Genomic DNA, 19,202 nt, shown 5'->3' with positions numbered 1-19,202 from the left:
GGACCGCGCCGTCTCTGGCGGGTCAAAAGATCGTCAACAGGTTCTTAGCCCGCTTCCTGCCGGGCTTGGGCGAACCAGCCGCACACGGCCTGCCAGTGCGCATCCCCATAGAGCCGCCTGAAGCGCAGCGTTTCCTGCGAATCGGCCTGGTTCAGCGCTTGCAGGCGTTCGGCGATGTAGGCCGCTGTGAGCGTCAGGCCGCATTCGTGGACGATGCAGTGGCGCCATTGCGCATAGGAGCGGGGAATCACGGGAGCAGGTGGCATGCCGGTCATTTATTGATAATTAGAAATCAAATTTTGTATATGATATCAAGTTATCGTTAATTTATGCCATCCACCCCATGTTCTCTCGATCCCTGTGCCACCGTCCGCGCCGTGCGGCTTCCCGTCTTCTGGCCTGCAGCCTGGGGCTGGCTTCCTGCGGCGTGCATGCCCAGCAGGCGGTTGCGCCGGCCGCCCTCGACGAAATCGTCGTGACCGCCACGACCGGTGCGCGCGCGCTATCCGATGCGCCGGCCAGCGTGTCGGTGGTCGACGGCGCCGAATTGCGCCAGCGTCCGGTGCATGACCTCGCCGATGCGCTCGACGGCCTGCCCGGCCTGCGCATTGACGACAGCGTCGGTCTGGGGCGGCGCGGCATTTCCATCCGGGGCATGGATCCGTCGCACACCCTGGTGCTGGTCGACGGTCAGCGCATCAGCACCTCTTCGGCGGCCATTGCACATTCGGACTTCGAGCTGGGCTGGACGCCGGCGGTGGCCATCGAGCGGGTCGAAGCGGTGCGCGGGCCCATGTCCTCGCTCTATGGTTCGGAGGCGCTGGGCGGTGTGGTCAATGCCATCACCCGCAGCGCCACCGATGCCTGGCATGGCGAGTGGAGCAGCACCGCGTTGACCACCGGACGCAGCGGCAGCGGTAGCCGCTTCCGAAGCGGCCTTTATGTGGGCGGGCCATTGGTGCCGGGCACGCTGGGCCTGAACGCGTGGGGCGAGTTCAAGCGCCGCAACGCCCTGCGCGCGGCCGGCAATACGGCGCTGACTGCGCTCGACGAGAACCATGCCAGCATGGGTCATGTGGGCCTGACATGGACGCCGGATTCCCGCCAGCGCATTGACCTCTCCGTCGATGCAGGAAAGGAAGAACTCGATGGCGAGCGTGCCGGCACGGCGGGTGCCGTCTACCGCACCGAGAACCGGGCCGATCGCCGCCGCTACGCACTGTCCCACACGGGCGAATGGGCTTGGGGCAGCAGCCGGGTGCGCATCTACCGTAGCGCGCTCGACCGCCGGGCCAGCCGCAGCGATGGCGGCACGGAAACCGGGCCCAACCATTTTGTGGACACGGTGCTCGATGGCCAGGTTTCGCTGGCGGTGGGCACCACCCAGCGCCTGACGCTGGGGGCCGAGGCACGCCGCGAAAGGCTGGAAGACCCTACCGTGAACCTCGCCGGCAAGAAGGCGCAGAACCACTATGCGCTGTTTGCACAGGATGAGATCCGGCTTGGCCAGCAGTGGGAGCTGGTGCTGGGCAGCCGCTTCGACCAGCATGAGGACTTCGGGCGGGAAACCAGCCCCAGGGCCTATTTGCTCTACCGTCCCAGCGAAGCCTGGACCATCAAGGTCGGCGTGGGCCGGGGCTTCAAGGCCCCCACCCTCAAGCAGCTCTCGTCTGAATACGAGTCGCGCGCAGCCATTGGCGGACGCGGCATCATCCGTGGCAACCCAGCGCTCAGGCCGGAGACCAACCAGTCCTTCGAACTCGGGGCTGCGCTCGATCGCGGCAGCTGGCAGGCCAGTGCCACGCTGTTCAACAACGACGTGAAAAACCTGGTCGAGACGGTGCGCCAGCCCACTTGCTTCGAGGCAGGCAAGATCTGCCTGGAGTATGAAAACATCAGCCGCGCCCGCCTGCGCGGGCTGGAGCTGACGGCTTCCACCCTGCTGCCCGGCCGCCTGCGGCTCGATGCCAACTACACCTGGCTGGATGCGACCAACCGCAGCACCGGCCTGCGCCTGGCCGAACGCGCCCGCCACAGCGCCAATGCATCGCTGGAATGGGCCGCGCTGGATGCGCTGAGTACACGCCTGCGGGTGGAATACACCGGTTCGCAGTATCGCTCCGCCACCGAATCGGACCGTCCGGCATACACACTGCTGCACTGGTATCTGGATTACGCCCTGAACCCGCGCGTCAGCCTGCAGGGCGGCATCGAGAACCTCACCGACAAGCGCCTGGCCAATGACGATGTCAGCGTCTACAGCCGTGCCGACGAAGGCCGGCGCTATTTCGTCGGTCTCAACGTGAGCTTCTGATGCGGCTGGAGAACCTGATGGCGCGGCTGCGCCGTGGCACGCGGGTGCTGCTGGTCCTGCTGGCGCTGGCGGCGGCCTGGCCGGCCCTTGCGCAGGCCGTCGCGCAGGACGCCGCGTCCGCGCCGGGGCCGCTGGTGCAGGTACTGCACAACCGTTTCGTCTCGGCCGAGAAGTTCCAGCGACTGCAGGTCTTTGCCGAGCGCGAAGGCGTGCGCCTGCGGCACTTCGATGTGGAAGGCGCCGATGATGCGGCGCTGCGCCAGGCCATCGCCGAGGCCACGTTGCTGGTGCTGGACGGGCCGCGGCCCAATGACCGGGCGATGCTGGCGGAGCGCCTGGAACAGCTGACACCGCCGGTGGCATTGCCAAGCCTGACCATCGGCGGCGGTGCGCCGCAGTGGACGCAGTTGCCGGCCCATGCTGCCGCGGCGATGGCGGCGTTGTACAGCGCCGGAGGCGCCGCCAATTTCCACCGTTTCTTTGCGCTGGCACGCGCGCTGCAGCAGCGGGAGGAGCCCGCGCCGGCCCTGCTGGCCGCGCCCGAGCGCCTGCCCGCCGCCGGCTTCTACCACCCCCGTGCGCCGGGCGTGTTCGCCAGCCTGGATGCCTATCTGGCCTGGGCCGGCGCGGCGCCAGATGGCGCGCGCACAGGGCGTGGCCGCGTGGCCTTTTTGATCCACCAGGGCGTGGTGGCCGACTTGCTCACCCGCGAGATCGACGAGCTGATCGCCCGCAGCGAGGTGGCCGGACTGCAGGCCGTGGCCTTCTGGTTCGACGCCAGCGACCCGATGGGCCTGCCCGGCTTGCTGGGGCAGGGGCATTTCGATGCACTGGTCAATCTGACGCACTTGCAGAACGGCAGCGCGCGCAGCCGCGACTTTCTGGCGCTCGATGTGCCGGTGCTGCAGACACTGCGCTTTCGCGAGGGCGAGGCGGCCGACTGGCCGCAGGCACCCAGCGGTGTGGCGGCACGCACTGCGGCTGTGTTTCTGGCACAGCCCGAAGGCTGGGGCATCAGCGATCCACTGGTGATCTCGGCCAGCACCGCCGGCATCGAAGAGCTGCTGCCGGCGCAGGCCGATGCGCTGATCGGCAAGCTGCAGGCCTTGGTGGCGCTGCGCCATACGCCGCCGGCTGACAAGAAGCTGGCACTGATGTTCTGGAACTACCCGGCCGGCGAGAAGAACCTGGGCGCCTCCAACCTGAACATCCCGCGCAGCATCGTCTCGATCCAGGCGGCGCTGGCGGCCGATGGCTATGCGGTAGGCGCGCCGGTGGCCGAAGCGCAGGTGATTGCGGCCGGCCAGCGCATGCTGGGCGCGCTGTATGGCAGCGTGCCGCTGGAGGGATTGCTCGCCGAGGGCATGGCCGCGACGCTGCCGGTGGCCGATTACGAGCGCTGGCTGGCTTCGCTGCCGGCAGCACGCCAGGCCGAGCTGCGCCGCGGCGGCGAGGCAGCCCGGCACTGGGCGGTGCGCGAGGTGGGAGGCCAGCGCCAGTTCATCATTCCGCGCTGGCAGCTCGGCCATTTGCTGGTGATGCCGCAGATGCCGCGTGGCGGCGCCCCGGGCGAGCACTACCACGACACCGCCAGCGCCCCGGATCACCTCTACATGACCGCCTACCTCTACCTGCAGCAGCACCATGGTGCGCACGCACTGGTGCATCTGGGCACGCACGGCACGCAGGAATGGCTGCCCGGCAAGGACCGGGGCCTGGCCGCTGCCGACTACCCGTTCCTGGCCGTGGGCGACCTGCCGGTGTTCTACCCCTACATCCAGGACAACGTGGGCGAGGCCATCCAGGCCAAGCGGCGCGGCCGCGCCGTCACTGTCAGCCACCAGACGCCACCCTTCGCACCGGCCGGGCTGTACGACCAGTTGCGCGACCTGCACCAGTTGATCCATGAATACCAGCAGCTCGATGGCGGCATGGTGCGCGAGGAAGTCGGCGCGCGGCTGCGCAGCGCTGCCATCGCCGCCAACATGCACACGGACCTGGGTTTCACCGCAGCGCAGGCCGAGCAGGACTTCGACCGGTTCCTGCCGCAGCTGCACGACCACCTGCACGAGCTGGCGCGCAGCGCCATGCCGCTGGGTTTGCACACCTTCGGCGAACCGGCCAGCGCAGCGCACCGCATCAGTACCGTGGTGCAGCAGCTCGGCCAGCCTTTTTATGCGGCGCTGGGCATGGACGAGCAGGAACTGTTCGCCACTGACCAGGCCAGCCTGCCGGAGACGCTTGCCTATCGCGCGGTGCGGCAGATGTTGGTGCCAGATTCCGCCGAGAGCGGTGCACCGTCACTGCCCGAGGGCGTGGCCGCCTTCATCGAGCGCGCGCGGGAACTCGATCGGCACCTGCGCGACACGCAGGAGAACGAGGCGCTGCTGGCCGGCCTGGCGGGCCGCTTTATCGCCCCTGGTGCCGGTGGCGACCCGGTGCGCAACCCCGAAGTGGCGAGCGGGCGCAACCTGTATGCCTTCGAGGCCGACAAGATCCCGGCGCGCGCCGCCTACGAGACGGCCGCCACGGCCTATGCGCAACTGGTCGAAGCGTTCCGCGCCGAGCACGGCGGCGCCTGGCCCGAGAAGCTGGCCTTCAGCCTGTGGTCGTCCGAGGCGATCCGCCACCTGGGCGTGAGCGAGGCGCAGATCCTGCATGCGCTGGGGTTGCGGCCGGTCTGGGATGCGGGCGGGCGCGTCACCGCGCTGGAGATCATCCCGGCGGCCGAACTGGGCCGTCCGCGCACCGACGTGGTGGTGCAGGTCACCGGCGTGTACCGCGACCAGTTCGACGGCTTCATGCGTCTGCTGGACGAGGCCATCGCGCGCCTGGCCGTGCTGGATGAGCCAGGCAATCCCGTTGCCGCCAACAACCGGCGCATTGCCGCGGTGCTGCAGCAGCAGGGCCTGCCGGCCGAGTCCGCACAGGCTGCCGCGCGCCACCGCATCTTCGGCAATGCGCCTGGTGCGTACGGTACGGGCGTGACGGAACTGGCACTGCAATCGGCCGAATGGGACGATGATGCGGCGCTGGCGCAGCAGTTCCTTGCCAGCAGCCGCTACGCCTATGGCAGCGGCGTCTGGGGTGATGCCGGTGGCACTGCGGGGACCGGTGCCGCCGCTGATGGCACCGCGCCGGCCAACCTGCTGGCCGAGCAGTTGCGCGGCGCCCAGGCAGCCGTGCTGGCGCGCTCGTCCAACCTGCATGGTGTGCTCTCCACCGACCACCCGTTCGAATTCCTCGGCGGGCTTTCGGCGGCGGTGCGCCAGCTCGACGGCCAGGCCCCGCAACTGCTGGTCACCGACCTGCGCAGCAGCGGCGGTGGTGTCAGGACCACCAGCCTGGCACGTTTCCTGGCCGATGAGCTGCGTGCACGTTACCTCAACCCGCAGTGGATCGCCGCCATGCAGCAGCAGGGCTATGCCGGCACGCTGGAGGTGTTGAATGTCACCAACAACCTGTTCGGCTGGCAGGTCATGGACCCCGGCACCGTGCGGGACGACCAGTGGCAGGCCTTGTTCGACACCTACGTGAGCGACACCCGTGAACTGGGCACGCGCGAATGGTTCGAGCGCGACAACCCGACCGCGCAGGCGCAGATCCTCGAACGCATGGCCGAGGCCATGCGCAAGGGCTACTGGGAGGCTTCCGAGGAGACGCAGCGCGCGCTGGTGCAGCGCTGGCAGGAACTGGAGCAGCAGTTCGATGTGGACACCGGCGCGCCGCGTACCCGCGAATACATCGCCGCCCTGGCGCAGGGCTTTGGGCTGCAGGCAGGCGCAGCGCCTGCCAAGCCGGCAGGGCCGCCAGCCGCGGCACCGCAGGAGGCGCCCACCGATGCGGCCGCCGACAGCGATGCCGCTGGCGAAGCCATGCCGGTCACCGGCCAACTGATGGAGCCGGTCGCCGCGGCCGAACCGCTGCCGCGCTGGCTGTCCTGGCTGGCGCTGGCGGTACTGCTGCTGAGCGTGTTCGCCGGTGGCTGGCACCAGGCCCGGCAGGCGGCGCCCCGTTGAGCGCCTTGCCGACCATGCCCTGTCGCCCGTTTCATCCCCTTGCTTCATCCTCTTGTTGCTTCATTGATGGCACTTTCCATGCATTTCCTCGAATCCAGTCTCTATGAACTCGCCGGCCTGTTTCTGGTGCCGGTGCTGCTGCTGATCCTGCTGGCGCTGCTCTATGCCTTTGCCGCGCTGGGCGGCTTTGCCGTCGAATGGTGGCAGCGCCGCGGCGGCCGTCACCGCTCGGCCCTGGCAGCCTACCGGCTGGCCAGCGGCGCCGGCTCCGACGACCTGGAGCTGTGGATCATGCGCCGCCTCGAACTGCTGCGGCTGGCCTCGCGCACAGCGCCGATGCTCGGCCTGATCGCCACCATGATCCCCATGGGGCCGGCGCTGCTGGCGCTGGGCCGCGGCGATGCGGCCAGCGTGGGCGAGAACCTGGTGACGGCTTTTTCCGCCGTGATCCTGGCGCTGGTGGCTGCCAGCATCACCTTCTGGGTACTGACGGTGCGGCGCCGCTGGCTGCTGCAGGAGCTGCGCGACATCGAACGCGAGGCCGGCGAGGCCGGCGCGGCAGAGGAGGCATGAGCATGCGATTCCTCGAATCCGACGAAGCGGACGACCCCATCCTCTCGGTCGTCAATCTGATCGATGTGTTTCTGGTCGTCATCGGCATCCTGATGGTCGTGATTGCCAAGAATCCGCTCAACCCGTTTGCCGCCAACGACGTGGTGGTGATCGAGAACCCTGGCGAGGCCGACATGCGGATGACCATCAAGAAGGGCGAGGAGCTCACGCGCTACGAATCGAGCGGCGCGATCGGCGAAGGGCAGGGCGTCAAGGCCGGCATCACTTACCGGCTCGACGATGGCCGCATGGTCTATGTGCCGGAGGGGCCATGACTACTGCGGCAAGATCTCCCACGGGGTCTCAGCCGGATCTGCATAGGATACGGGTGCGATGGTTTGCTGGCTTGCAACGTGCATTCTGCCTATTGCACGCGCCCGTATGACCAAGGGTACTGCCTTGGCGTATGCCCCTTGCGCACGTTGGAGCTGGGCCAGCTTTGTCAAGCTTTTCGCTACGGAGGGATGATTGGGACCGAGTGCAGTTTCCTGGATACTCAGCGCCTGCGTGACGAGGCGTTCTGCTTCGGCATACTCACCGCGGCGGGCATGAATCGACGCCAGAATGTGCAGGCTTCTGGAAATTTCGGGTTGCAGGGCACCGAATGTGTTTTGTTGGAGGTGCAAGGCCTTTCTGATGTGTCGCTCCGCGGTGTCAGGGTCACCTAACGAGAGACTGCACGCCGCCAAACCTGTCAATATGTCGGGTATTTTGCTTGCGTGCTGTTCGGGCGGCAGTGCTTCCCATATGTGCAGCGCGCGCTCAAGCAGTGCTGCTGCCTGCGCATAATCCCCCTGTAGGTATTGAAGTCTGGCCAGGATATCGAGGTTTGCCGCCAGATCGGGGTGGTTCGGTCCCAGTGTTTTTTCTTTGATTGCCAACGCGCGCTGCTGGAGCGATGCTGCTTTGGCGTGATACCCCTGGACTCTCAGGAGTTCCGCGATGTTGTTCAGGTTGGTGGCGACGCTGGGGTGTTCAGGGCCCAGGGCCTCCATCTTGGTTTTCAGTGCCCGCTCGTAGAGCGGCGCTGCCTTTGCGTACTCTTTTTGCTGGAAGTAGAGCACGGCCAGATTGTTGAGAGCATTGGCCAGGGCCAACGGGGTGCTTTCAGACTCCTTTTCCCGGATCGCCAGGGCGCGCAGGTAGAGCGTTTCGGCGCTGCGGTGGTCGCCCAGCATGAAGTGGTGCTGGGCCAGATTGTCGAGGAGGCTGGCCACATCAGGGTGTTCGGTTCCAAGGTTTTTCTCGGCGGCTTCCAGAGCGCGTTGCGACAGAACGGCTGCCTGCCGGAATTCTCTTTGTTCATGAAGACGGATGGCTTCCCTGCTCAGTACTTTCCACTCTGAAGGAGGAGTGTCACCGGCGTTCACGATTCCCCAAAAACAAAAATAAAAAATTGTAAGAATGGTAGTTCTGAGAATGATGCGCATGTTCATTGTCGTGTAGGTGTCTGTGATATGTGCCGTTTCTCAGCGGCGCGGCCGCAGCACCATGGCCTGGCGGTCGATGCTGACGTCGAAATGCCGCAGCACGTTCTGGCCCAGCAGGGCCTCGTCGCTGGAGCCGATGGCAAGACCGGTGCCAACCTCGATGCCTTGCAGCGTAAAGCCGTCTGGCGCTGCGCCCAGGCTCAGTCTTTCGGCGCGCACCACACGACCTTCGCGCGGGCCGTTGGCGGTCTGGAAGGTGATGCTGCGCCCGCCTTCGAGACCGGCGGCGCGGGCCACCGCGTCACTGACGGAGACGATGCTGGCGCCGGTATCGACCATGAAGCGCACCGGCACGCCGTTGACGCTGCCATCCACGTAGAAATGCCCGTCACGGTGGCGCGGCAACTGCAGCTCGCCGCCATCGGCCGCGCGGTAGATCGCTGCGGGCGGTGCCAGCAATTGGTTCATCACCAGGTACAGCGCGCCGATCACCGCAATCCAGACCAGCCAGAGCAACCAGGGCCGGGTTGCAGAGGTGGGGGCCGCTTGCCTTGCCATGCGCCTGGGTCACTCCATGGCGTGGGCGCGTTCGGCCGCCAGCGCATCCAGCACCGGATACGCGCCGGGCAGAATGGGGCTGACCGTCGGCGGCAGTCCCTGCCAGGCCACCTGCTGGCCTTCGCGCATCTGGAAGTCGCCTTGCCAGGCACGCACCTTGCACCAGTGCAGGCGCACCCTGGCGTGTTCGTAGTCGTGCTCGGTGGTGCGCCAGATTTCCACGGCAGCCGGGTCGATGCAAATGCCCAGTTCCTCATCGAATTCGCGGCACAGTGCAGCCTCGACGCTCTCGCCCGCCTCGATCTTGCCGCCGGGGAATTCCCAGTAGCCGGCATACGGTTTGCCGGCAGGGCGGGTGCCGAGCAGGAACTGCTCCTGGCCGGGCGTGCCTTGCAGCAGGATGCCCACGGCGACTTCGACGCGCTTGTCAGGGGTGCTGGTGGAGTGGCTCATGTTTTCTTGCGGGGCTGGGACTTGGCGGATGGTTTGGCGGGTCTGGCCGCTGGCGCGGCCTGCTCGCCGGTACGAACGCCTGTCCTGCCTGTCCTGCCTGTCTTGGCAGGCCTGGCTGTTCCGGTGGCGGCCTTCTTCGGCGCCTTGGGTTTCCTGCCCGCATCGTGCCGGCCGATGTAGTCCCGCGCGAACTGGTAGGCCACGCGGCCGCTGCGCGAGCCGCGTTCGAGCGCCCACACCAGCGCTTCCTGGCGCGCCTCCTTGAAGAGGCGCTGCGGGCAGCCCAGCGTGCGCAGCCATTGCTCGGCAATGGCCAGGTACTCGTCCTGGCTGAAAGGGTAGAAACTGATCCACAGGCCGAAGCGCTCGGAGAGCGAGATCTTCTCCTCCACCACCTCGCCGGGGTGCACTTCGCCATCGGGCGTGTGCTTGTAGGTGAGGTTCTCGGCCATGTACTCGGGCAGCAGGTGCCGGCGGTTGCTGGTGGCATAGACCAGTACGTTCGGCGTGGCGGCGGCCACCGAGCCGTCCAGAATGGACTTGAGCGCCTTGTAGCCCTTCTCGCCTTCGTCGAAGCTCAGATCGTCGCTGTAGATGATGAAGCGCCAGGGCGCCTCGGCGATCACCGCGACGATGTCCGGCAGGTCCACCAGATCATCCTTGTCCACTTCGATCAGGCGCAGGCCCTCCGGTGCGAAGTGCTGCAGACAGGCGCGGATCAGCGAGGACTTGCCAGTGCCGCGCGCGCCGGTGAGCAGCACGTTGTTGGCCGGCTGTCCGGCGATGAACTGCCGGGTGTTGTTGAAGAGCTTTTCCTTCTGCCCGCCGATCTCGATCAGGTCGTCGAAGCCGATGGAGGCGATATGGCGCACCGGCTCGAGCACGCCACTGCCCCCGGACTGCTTGCGGTAGCGCCAGGCGATGGCGCTGCCCCAGTCTTCGGGTACGGCCAGCGGTCGGGGCAGGATGGCATCGAGGCGGTCGATCAGGCGCTCGGCCTTGGCGAGCAGGCGGGTGAACTGTTCGTTCATGGCGGCTATGCGATGGTTCAGGAGCGGTAATCGGCGTTGATGGTCACGTACTCGTGGCTGAGGTCGCAGGTCCACACGGTGTCCTCGGCCTCGCCGCGGCCCAGGTCGACGCGCACGGTGATGTCGGTTTGCTTCATCACCCGCTGGCCGTCTTCCTCCCGGTACTCGGCGCGGCGCCCGCCATGTTCGACCACGTGCACATCGTCCAGGTAGAGCGCGATGCGGTTCTGGTCCAGATCGCCGATGCCGGCGTAGCCGACGGCGGCGAGGATGCGGCCGAGGTTCGGGTCGCTGGCGAAGAAGGCAGTCTTGACCAGCGGTGAATGCGCGATGGCGTAGGCCACCTGGGCGCATTCATCCTTGTCGCGTCCACCGGTGATGCGGATGGTGATGAATTTGGTGGCGCCTTCGCCATCGCGCACGATGGCCTGGGCGAGCTGCTGGGCCACGCTGCGCAGTGCGGCGTAGAGGGCCACGCCATCGGACGAGTCGAGCGCGTTGACCGGCGCGTTGCCGGCCTGCTGCGTGGCCACCAGCAGGAAGGAATCGTTGGTGGAGGTGTCGCCGTCGACGGTGATGCGGTTGAAGGATTCGTCGGCCAGGCGCTTGACCAGCGGTTGCAGCAGCGCCGCATCGATGGCCGCGTCGGTGGCGACGAAGCCCAGCATGGTGGCCATGTTCGGGCGGATCATGCCGGCTCCCTTGCTGATGCCGGTGACGTGCACGGTCTTGCCGCCCACCACGGCCTTGGCGCTGGCGGCCTTAGCCACCGTGTCGGTGGTCATGATGCCGTGGGCGGCGGCCAGCCAGGCGGCGGCGCTGGCAGCGGCCGGCTGCGCGGTCTGCTCCAGCAGCGCGGGCAGCGCCGCCTCGATGCGCTCGACGGGCAGCGGCTCCATGATGACGCCGGTGGAGAAGGGCAGCACCTGTTGTTCGTCCACGCCGAGCAGGCGCGCGGCTGCCAGGCAGGTGGCGCGGGCATTGGCCAGGCCGCTTTCGCCGGTGCCGGCATTGGCGTTGCCGGTGTTGATGATGAAGGCGCGGATGGCGCTGCCGGCCTGCAGATGGGCCTGACACAGCTGCACCGGTGCGGCGCAGTAGCGGTTCTGCGTGAAGACCCCGGCGACGCTGCTGCCCGGCTCCAGCACGAAGGCCGTCAGGTCCTTGCGATTGGCCTTGCGGATGCCGGCTTCCGCGACGGCGATGCGCACGCCGGGAATGGCCAGCAGATCCTGGGCCTGGGGAGCGGGGAGTTGTACGGCCACTGGTTCACCTCATCGTCAAAACAACAAAGCGCCAATTATGTGGCAACTGGCGTGGCCGCGTCCGCTCGGGGCGGCCCTTCCGCGGAAGATGGCGGGCAGGGCTGCTGCCGCCGCTCGACTCCCTCTTTGCAGGTGCTTACCGGCTCACTCGATCTCGGCCGACAGGGTGAACAGGCCGCTGCCATAACCGGAGACGCTGATGGTGTATTCGCCTGCCGGCAGTGACTCCGAAATGCGCGCATCCGTGTTGTTGCGGCCGCCGCCGCTGTCGTCGTCGTAGAGCTCCTGATCACCGCCGCTGATGTTCATGTAGGGGTCGAACTCGGTACTGGCCAGGCGCACCGTCAGCCGGCCCGGTTGCGCCAGCCGGACCTGGTATTGCGGGCTGTCACCCTGGCTGAGCAGGCCGGTGATGGGCTGGCCCGGCTCAAGCACACCGCCGCGCTGCAGCGTCACGCCCGCCGGCAGGCTTTGCTGCGTGACCCCGATGCGGTACTCGCCGCGGGGGCCGCTGCCGACGCTCTTGGCCCGGGCGGTGTAGTTGCCCGGCTCCAGCCAGGTGATGATGCGCGCGTTAGTGCCGTTGCCGGCGCCGTCGTCGTCGCTCAGGTCGACGCCCTGACCCTGCAGTTCCAGCAACGCATCGAAATGGCAGCTCTGCAGGTCGATGGTGTAGAGGCCGGCCTGTTCGATGGTCAGCGCGTGGCTGATGTCGGAGCCCAGGCCCCGGCCGTCAACGGTCTGGCCGATGGTCAGTGCGGCCGGCCCGGTGCTGGCAGTCAGCTGGCGCGCCTGCAGCTCGTAAGGGCCGAAGGCGTAGGGGCCGGAGCCGTTGACGGCGACCACGTAGTCGCCGCTGGTATCGGCCTGGAACAGCAGGCGGCTTTGCTTGAGCAGGTTCCCGGTGGTGGCGCTGTCGGTGTCGTTGCAGTAGCCGCTATCCTGCGAGGAGCTGGCCAGCAGGAAGCCGTCGCGCACCACGGTGATGCTGGCGTCGAGCGCGCCGCGTACATCAATCTCGAACTCCTGCCCCTTCTCGGCGCGCAGGCGGTAGAGCTCGCTGCGCGTGCCATCGCCGTAGTTGATGGCGCTGGCCTGGCGGATCTCGCCTTTTTGCAGGTTGCCGAGCGTCAATGCCGAGGCGTTGGCCGGCAGCTGCGCATGACCGGCGCCGCGGTGCTGCGTGAAGTAATAGGCGGTGCCGCCGCCAGCCAGCGAGGCGCCGATGAGGGCGGCCACGAGGGTGCGTTTCATGTCATTGTCTCCTCAGGTGAAAGGGGGATGTGGTCGGTTGCGGGTTGGGCCGCCGGGCGGGAACCCGGTCGGGCATGGATCGAGAAGAGCGTCCGGAGATCGTTCAAAGAATCGCCCGAAAGGGCGGTCTGAAGGTTGTCCGAACGAACTGCCGGCAAAGGCTGTCAGCAAGCGCCGTTAGAGAGGGCCGCCGTTAAAGAGGGCCGTTCGAAAACACCGCTCGAAAGCGCTTGCCGGCACGGCTCAATGCAGCTGGCCGTGGCAGTTCTTGTACTTCTTGCCGCTGCCGCATGGGCATGGGTCGTTGCGCCCGACGCGCGGCACGGCCGCGTTGTCGTCGCCATCGGCGCCGGCGCTGGCGGCGTTCTGGCTCTGGTCGATGGCGCGCTGGTTGACGGCTTCGGCGGCCTCCTCGAGCTGCTGGGCAGCCTGTTCGACCTGGGCCGGATCCTGGATGCGCACGCGCAGGATCACGCGCGAGACCTCGGTGCTGACGCTGTTGATCATCATGCGGAACAGCTCGAAGGCCTCGCGCTTGTATTCCTGCTTGGGCTGCTTCTGCGCGAAGCCGCGCAGGTGAATGCCCTGGCGCAGATAGTCCAGCGCGCTGAGGTGGTCGCGCCAGTTGCTGTCGAAGGTCTGCAGCAGCACCACGCGCTCGAAGTTGTTGAACTGTTCGCGCCCGGCAATGCGTACCTTGGACTCGTACATCTCGTTGGCGGCGGCCAGCACCTTTTCCAGCACGTCTTCCGAGGTGATGGTGTCCGAACCCTCGACCTCGGCGGCCAGGCCCAGCTGCAGATCCCATTCCTGCGCGAGTTCGGCCTCCAGCCCGGCGATGTCCCATTGCTCCTCCATCGATTCCGGCGGCACGTGGCGGTGCACCAGGTCGGTGAAGGTGGATTCGCGCATCGAGGCGATGATGTCGGCCACGTCGGGCGCATCGAGGATCTCGTTGCGCTGCGTGTAGATGACCTTGCGCTGCTCGTTGGAGACGTCGTCGTAGTCCAGCAATTGCTTGCGGATGTCGAAGTTGCGCGCCTCGACCTTGCGCTGCGCCGATTCGATGCTGCGCGTGACCATGCCGGCCTCGATGGCCTCGCCCTCGGGCATCTTCAGGCGGTCCATGATGGCGCGCACGCGCTCGCCGGCGAAGATGCGCATCAGCGGGTCGTCGAGCGAGAGGTAGAAGCGCGAGGAGCCCGGATCGCCCTGGCGGCCTGAGCGTCCGCGCAGCTGGTTGTCGATGCGGCGCGACTCGTGACGCTCGGTGGCGATGATGCGCAGGCCACCCAGCGCCTTGATCTTGGCGTTGTCTTCCTGCCATTGGGCGCGCAGCTGCTCGGCCTGCTGCTGCTTCTGTTCGGCCGTCAGGCTCTCGTCGGCCTCGATGGTGGCGATGTTCTTCTCGATGTTGCCGCCCAGCACGATGTCGGTGCCGCGTCCGGCCATGTTGGTGGCGATGGTGATCATGCCCGCACGGCCGGCCTGGGCAATGATGTCGGCCTCGCGCTCATGCTGCTTGGCGTTGAGCACCTGGTGCGGCAGCTTGGCTTCGTCGAGCAGGCGCGAGATGATCTCGGAGTTCTCGATCGAGCTGGTGCCCACCAGCACCGGCTGGCCGCGGTCATGGCATTCCTGGATGTCGGCAATCGCCGCCTGGTACTTTTCCTTGGTGGTCTTGTAGACGCGGTCGAGCTGGTCCTCGCGCAGGCTTTTGCGGTTGGGCGGGATGATGACGGTCTCGAGCCCGTAGATTTCCTGGAACTCGTAGGCTTCGGTGTCGGCCGTGCCGGTCATGCCCGCCAGCTTCTCGTACATGCGGAAGTAGTTCTGGAAGGTGATCGAGGCCATCGTGGTGTTCTCGGCCTGGATGTTGACCTTCTCCTTGGCCTCGACGGCCTGGTGCAGGCCGTCGCTCCAGCGGCGCCCGGCCATCAGGCGGCCGGTGAACTCGTCGACGATGATGACCTCGCCGTTCTGCACCACGTAGTGTTCGTCGCGGTTGAACAGGGTGTGCGCGCGCAGTGCCGCGTACAGGTGGTGCACCAGCATGATGTTGCCGGGGTCGTACAGCGAGGAGCCTTCGGCCAGCAGGCCCTTCTCGGTGAGGATGCGCTCGGCGGTCTCGTAGCCCTGGTCGGTCAGGTAGACTTGGCGGGCTTTCTCGTCGACGGTGTAGTCGCCCGGCGTGATCACGCCTTCACCGGTGCGCGGGTCGGCCTCGCCCTCCTGGCGGGTGAGCTGCGGCGCGATGGTGTTCATCACCAGGTAGACCTTGGTGTTGTCCTCGGCCGGGCCGCTGATGATCAGCGGCGTGCGGGCTTCGTCGATCAGGATCGAATCCACCTCGTCGACGATGGCGTAGTGCAGCTTGCGCTGCACGCGCTCGCGCGCGTCGTAGACCATGTTGTCGCGCAGGTAGTCGAAGCCATATTCGTTGTTGGTGCCGTAGGTGATGTCGGCGCCGTAGGCGGCCTGTTTGACCTCGCGCGGCAGGTTGGGCAGGTTGATGCCCACCGTCAGCCCCAGGAAGTTGTAGAGGCGGCCCATCCACTCGGCGTCGCGGCGTGCCAGATAGTCGTTCACCGTCACCACGTGTACGCCCTTGCCGGCCAGCGCGTTCAGGTAGACCGGCAGCGTCGAGGTCAGCGTCTTGCCCTCGCCGGTGCGCATTTCGGCGATCTTGCCGTAGTGCAGCGCCATGCCACCGATGAGCTGCACGTCGAAATGGCGCATCTTCATCACGCGCTTGGAGCCCTCGCGCACCACCGCAAAGGCCTCGGGCAGCAGCGCATCGAGCGTCTCGCCATTGGCCAGGCGTTGCTTGAACTCGGCCGTCTTGCCGGTCAGTTCGTCATCGCTGAGCTTTTCCAGCGCGGGTTCGAAGGCATTGATCTGGGCAACGGTCTTGCGGTATTGCTTGAGCAGCCGGTCATTGCGGCTGCCGAAAAGCTTGGTGAAAAAATTGGTGGCCATGAAAATAACCGACATGCCCGTCACGGACATGCGGTTCGTCCTCTCTCTTTTCAGTGTCGATCAAAGCCAGTGCCGGACCCCTTCTCGGTACCATGGGGAAATCCGGCCGGCCAAGGCATGCGGCATTCTAACGCGCTGCCTGCGCGTGCCGCAGATGGTGCGCAGAGGGGCCAAAGGCAGGGCCGCAGGCTGGCAGATGGTGGCGGCATGCGGACGTTTCAAGCACTGGCGCGGCATTGCTGCGCCAGGCCGCCAGCCCTGAAGCGGTGCGGCGGGCGTTCAGCGCTGCTGCTGGGCCAGCAGATCACTCCAGTCGGCGTTCTGGCCGGCGTTGAGGAACTTCTGCGGGTCCTGCTGCTGGCCGGCGACCAGCACCTCGAAGTGCAGGTGCGCGCCGGTGGAGCGGCCGGTCGAGCCGACTTCGGCAATCTTCTCGCCGCGGCGCACCACGTCGCCGCGCTTGGCCAGCAGCTTGGAGGCATGGGCGTAGCGCGTGATCAGGTTGTTGCCATGGTCGATCTCCAGCATGTTGCCGTAGGCCGGGTGGTATTCCTGCGTGATGACGACGCCGCCGGCGGCGGCCAGGATGGGCGTGCCCTTGGGGGCCTGGAAGTCCAACCCGGTGTGCGTGGCGCCGCGGCCGGTGATGGGGTCGATGCGGCGCCCGAAGGGCGAGCCCACGCGCCGACCCGGCACCGGCGCCTGGGTCGGGATCATGCGCCGCTCCAGAAAGTCATTGAAGAGCTGCGCCTCGGCCACGGTGAAGAAGTCGGTCTGGGCCGTCAGGCGGGCCTCGACGCTGCTGAGGATGTCCAGCACCTCCTGGTAGGCCAGCGGCGTCTCGGCCACCAGCGGGCCACCGGCGCCGGTGCCGCCGGCATTGATCTCTGCCATCCCTGCCTGGGCCGTGGCCCCAGTGGCCTCGCTTGTTTCGGTGGCTTCGGCCGGCACCTCGATGTCGGCCAGGTCGGAGACCCGCTCGGAGAGCGTTTGCAACTGCACCAGCTTGGCCTGCATTTCGCCGACCTTGCGGGCCATGTCGTCCATGCTCTGGCGCATCTGGGCACGCTCTTCTTCGAGTGCGGAGGCGGCGCGGCTGCCCGCGCCCGCGTGCTGCGAGACCAGCGAGGTCTGGACGGTGGCATCGGCGGCCGGCCGCTGCGGCAGCAGCCAGGCCTGGGCGGCCAGGCCGACGGTGAGTAGCGCGGCCAGGGTCAGCAGCACCAGCGTGACCAGCGAAAGGTTCAGCGTGTAGCTGCGCCCCAGCCGGGCATCGGCAATAATCACTTGCATTGTGTTTTCCACACAGGGTGGCGCCAGCACAGAGGCTGGCGCCGGCATCCGTTGAACATCTTCCAGAAGCGTCAGGCCATGGCCAAAAACTTCCGCAACGCAGCCCATGGGCCACGCGCACCGCAGAAAGTCGACATGCGTCTGGAGCAGATCGTGCAGCGCTCCCCGCTGCTGGCGCAACTGGCCCAGCAGGCAGGGCAGGCCGCCCGGCTGCTGGAACTGGTACGGCCGCTCCTGCCGGTGGCACTGCGAAGCACGGTGCAGGCCGGGCCCGTGGAGGGGGAGCAATGGTGCCTGATTGTGCCAAATTCGGCGGCGGCTGCCAAATTGCGCCATTTGTCGCCGGATCTGCTGGCCCATTTGCAGGCGCATTGGCAGGCGCAGAGGGCTGCATCGGCGCCGGGTCAGGACCCTGCCTCGGCGCTGCCGACCCTGCCACGCATCACGCAGCTTCGCCTGCGCATCGGCTCGGCGCAGGGCCAGCCACCGGTAGCCGGCGAACAAAAATGAAGCGCCGCAGTTGCGGCGCTTCGTGGACGGAGCAAAGGCAGGACCGGGCTCCGGTGCCGACTCCTGCGGGGTGAAACCTGTTCCTGAAAAGACCGCGAACAGGTTCCGGTTATGCCATCAATGCGTCAGCGGCGCGCTGCGGACCTTGCCCACATCGGCGGCCGTGATGGCGGAAGCCTTGTTGCCCCAGGCCGTGCGCAGGAAGTTGGCGAGCTCGGCCACTTCCTCGTCATCCATGCGATCGGCATAGCCCTGCATCACCAGCCGCATCGGGCGGCGTTCGGTCGATGGCACGCTGGCGCCGTGCAGGATCACCGAGATCAGCGGGCTGACTTCGGAGCCGACCACCATCGAGTTGGCCTGCAGTTCGGGGAAGATGCCTGGCGAGCCCTTGCCGGTGACGAAGTGGCAGGCCGCGCAGTTGTCGAGGTACAGGCGCGCGCCCAGTGGCATCTCGGGCGAGGCGGCGGTCAGCATCCTGGCGGTCTCGGCGCCGGCGGCATCCGCCTCGGCGGCGGGCTGGGCGCTGGGGCCTGCCGCTGCCACGGCGGTCCCTGGCAATTCGACCTTGGCACCATCGATGCCCTTGAGGAAGGCGGCAATGGCGTGCAGGTCGTCGTCGCTCAGGTACTGCAGCGAATGCTCGATGACCAGGGTCATCTCGCCATTGGCGGTGGAGTGGGCATTGCGACCGGTGGCCAGGTAGTCCGCCATCTCGGCGATGCTCCACTTTTGCGGTGTCGAGCCGGCGCCGCGCAGCGAGGGCGCATCCCAGCCGTCGACGACGCCGCCGGTGAGGAACTTCGCGTCAGTGAGCTGGATGCCGTTCTGGGCCATGAAAGTGGTGCGAGGGCTGTGGCAGGCGGCGCAGTGCGCCGGCCCTTCGACCAGGTACTGGCCGCGGTCCTGCGCCGGTGAGGTGCCTGCCGGGGTGAAGCCGGCGTCGTGGCGCAGCGCCAGCCAGTTCCAGGCGCGCAGGCCGAAGCGCAGGTTGAAGGGGAAGGACAGGCGGGTTTCCTCGACCTGGTTTTTCACTGGCTCGACCTCCGTCATCAGATAGTCGTAGAGGGCGCGGATGTCCCCTTCGGTCATCAGACGGTAGTTCTCGTACGGCATGGCCGGGTAGATGTGCGAGCCGTCTGCGCTGATGCCGTCGATCATGGCGGCGCGGAACTGGTCGAGCGTCCAGTTGCCGATGCCGGTTTCCTTGTCGGGCGTGATGTTGCTCGTCCAGATCGTGCCCAGCGGGCTGTGGATCGGGCGGCTGCCGGCAAAGGGCGCACCGCCGTCGGCGGTGTGGCAGGCCATGCAGTCGGAGGCGCGCATGACGTACTCGCCCCGGCCGGGTTCGGCCTTCCAGTCGGCCGGCAGTACCTCGCTGGGGGGCGTGAGCTTGACGGGCACGAAAATGAAGGCGAGCAGGGCGAGGACGCCCAGCACCACCAGGCCGCCCAGAATGCGGAGAGTTTTCTTCATCGTGGCTC

At 67.0% G+C, this 19,202-nt stretch carries 14 protein-coding genes and 1 pseudogene; 5 read left to right on the top strand and 10 right to left on the bottom strand.

The features are described from left to right. Nucleotides 1-44: 44 nt before the first annotated feature. Entirely contained in the window at nucleotides 45-266 is a 222-nt protein-coding gene (locus EV687_RS08560) for a hypothetical protein (RefSeq protein ID WP_242612547.1), read from the bottom strand. Nucleotides 267-343: 77 nt separating this feature from the next. Here EV687_RS08560 and EV687_RS08555 point away from each other — a divergent pair, with 77 nt between their 5' ends. The 4 genes from EV687_RS08555 (at nucleotide 344) to EV687_RS08540 (ending at nucleotide 7,220) form a co-directional block, all read left to right on the top strand. Then, on the top strand, nucleotides 344-2,314 hold the full coding sequence (locus tag EV687_RS08555; protein ID WP_122231749.1) for a TonB-dependent receptor domain-containing protein: 1,971 nt from the start codon (nucleotides 344-346) through the stop codon (nucleotides 2,312-2,314). Next, nucleotides 2,314-6,333, top strand: a complete 4,020-nt coding sequence (cobN, locus tag EV687_RS08550) for a cobaltochelatase subunit CobN (RefSeq protein WP_242612546.1) — start codon at nucleotides 2,314-2,316, stop codon at nucleotides 6,331-6,333. Before EV687_RS08555 ends, cobN begins: the two co-directional genes overlap by 1 nt. 66 nt (nucleotides 6,334-6,399) lie before the next feature. Next, a complete protein-coding gene (locus tag EV687_RS08545; protein WP_242612545.1) occupies nucleotides 6,400-6,906 on the top strand; it encodes a MotA/TolQ/ExbB proton channel family protein in 507 nt (168 codons plus the stop codon). Nucleotides 6,907-6,908: 2 nt separating this feature from the next. Next, the gene (locus tag EV687_RS08540; protein WP_122231747.1) at nucleotides 6,909-7,220 is read left to right on the top strand and encodes a DUF2149 domain-containing protein; all 312 of its coding nucleotides are present in this window, start codon (nucleotides 6,909-6,911) and stop codon (nucleotides 7,218-7,220) included. Here EV687_RS08540 and EV687_RS08535 read toward each other — a convergent pair whose 3' ends face one another. The 8 genes and pseudogenes from EV687_RS08535 to EV687_RS08500 form a co-directional block, all read right to left on the bottom strand. Continuing rightward, nucleotides 7,221-8,375, bottom strand: a complete 1,155-nt coding sequence (locus EV687_RS08535) for a tetratricopeptide repeat protein (protein WP_162846674.1) — start codon at nucleotides 8,373-8,375, stop codon at nucleotides 7,221-7,223. A gap of 39 nt (nucleotides 8,376-8,414) precedes the next feature. Then, nucleotides 8,415-8,933, bottom strand: a complete 519-nt coding sequence (locus tag EV687_RS08530; protein WP_122231745.1) for a retropepsin-like aspartic protease family protein — start codon at nucleotides 8,931-8,933, stop codon at nucleotides 8,415-8,417. A 9-nt stretch (nucleotides 8,934-8,942) separates the two neighbouring features. Further along, nucleotides 8,943-9,386 carry an NUDIX domain-containing protein gene (locus EV687_RS08525; protein WP_122231744.1) on the bottom strand — a complete coding sequence of 148 codons (444 nt, stop codon included), beginning with the start codon at nucleotides 9,384-9,386 and terminating at the stop codon, nucleotides 8,943-8,945. A 161-nt stretch (nucleotides 9,387-9,547) separates the two neighbouring features. Continuing rightward, a pseudogene (locus EV687_RS08520) lies at nucleotides 9,548-10,417 on the bottom strand (ATP-binding protein); the annotation flags it as partial. A 17-nt stretch (nucleotides 10,418-10,434) separates the two neighbouring features. Further along, on the bottom strand, nucleotides 10,435-11,682 hold the full coding sequence (gene argJ / locus EV687_RS08515) for a bifunctional glutamate N-acetyltransferase/amino-acid acetyltransferase ArgJ (RefSeq protein WP_122231742.1): 1,248 nt from the start codon (nucleotides 11,680-11,682) through the stop codon (nucleotides 10,435-10,437). Nucleotides 11,683-11,826: 144 nt separating this feature from the next. Further along, nucleotides 11,827-12,936, bottom strand: coding sequence for a hypothetical protein (locus EV687_RS08510; protein ID WP_122231741.1), 1,110 nt, complete (start codon nucleotides 12,934-12,936; stop codon nucleotides 11,827-11,829). Nucleotides 12,937-13,179: 243 nt separating this feature from the next. Then, nucleotides 13,180-15,915, bottom strand: coding sequence for a preprotein translocase subunit SecA (gene secA / locus EV687_RS08505; protein WP_122231851.1), 2,736 nt, complete (start codon nucleotides 15,913-15,915; stop codon nucleotides 13,180-13,182). A gap of 279 nt (nucleotides 15,916-16,194) precedes the next feature. Next, nucleotides 16,195-17,208 carry a M23 family metallopeptidase gene (locus EV687_RS08500; protein WP_122231850.1) on the bottom strand — a complete coding sequence of 338 codons (1,014 nt, stop codon included), beginning with the start codon at nucleotides 17,206-17,208 and terminating at the stop codon, nucleotides 16,195-16,197. A 78-nt stretch (nucleotides 17,209-17,286) separates the two neighbouring features. Here EV687_RS08500 and EV687_RS08495 point away from each other — a divergent pair, with 78 nt between their 5' ends. Next, the gene (locus EV687_RS08495) at nucleotides 17,287-17,718 is read left to right on the top strand and encodes a DciA family protein (protein ID WP_242612544.1); all 432 of its coding nucleotides are present in this window, start codon (nucleotides 17,287-17,289) and stop codon (nucleotides 17,716-17,718) included. A gap of 117 nt (nucleotides 17,719-17,835) precedes the next feature. Here EV687_RS08495 and EV687_RS08490 read toward each other — a convergent pair whose 3' ends face one another. Beyond that, nucleotides 17,836-19,194 (bottom strand): cytochrome c, encoded by a 1,359-nt coding sequence (locus tag EV687_RS08490; RefSeq protein ID WP_122231740.1) that lies wholly within the window; start codon nucleotides 19,192-19,194, stop codon nucleotides 17,836-17,838. Nucleotides 19,195-19,202 lie beyond the last annotated feature (8 nt).

The organism is Corticibacter populi, assembly GCF_004217315.1.
In the GTDB taxonomy this organism is placed as follows: domain Bacteria; phylum Pseudomonadota; class Gammaproteobacteria; order Burkholderiales; family Burkholderiaceae_C; genus Lampropedia; species Lampropedia populi.
This window is presented reverse-complemented; position numbering and strand designations above follow the sequence as displayed.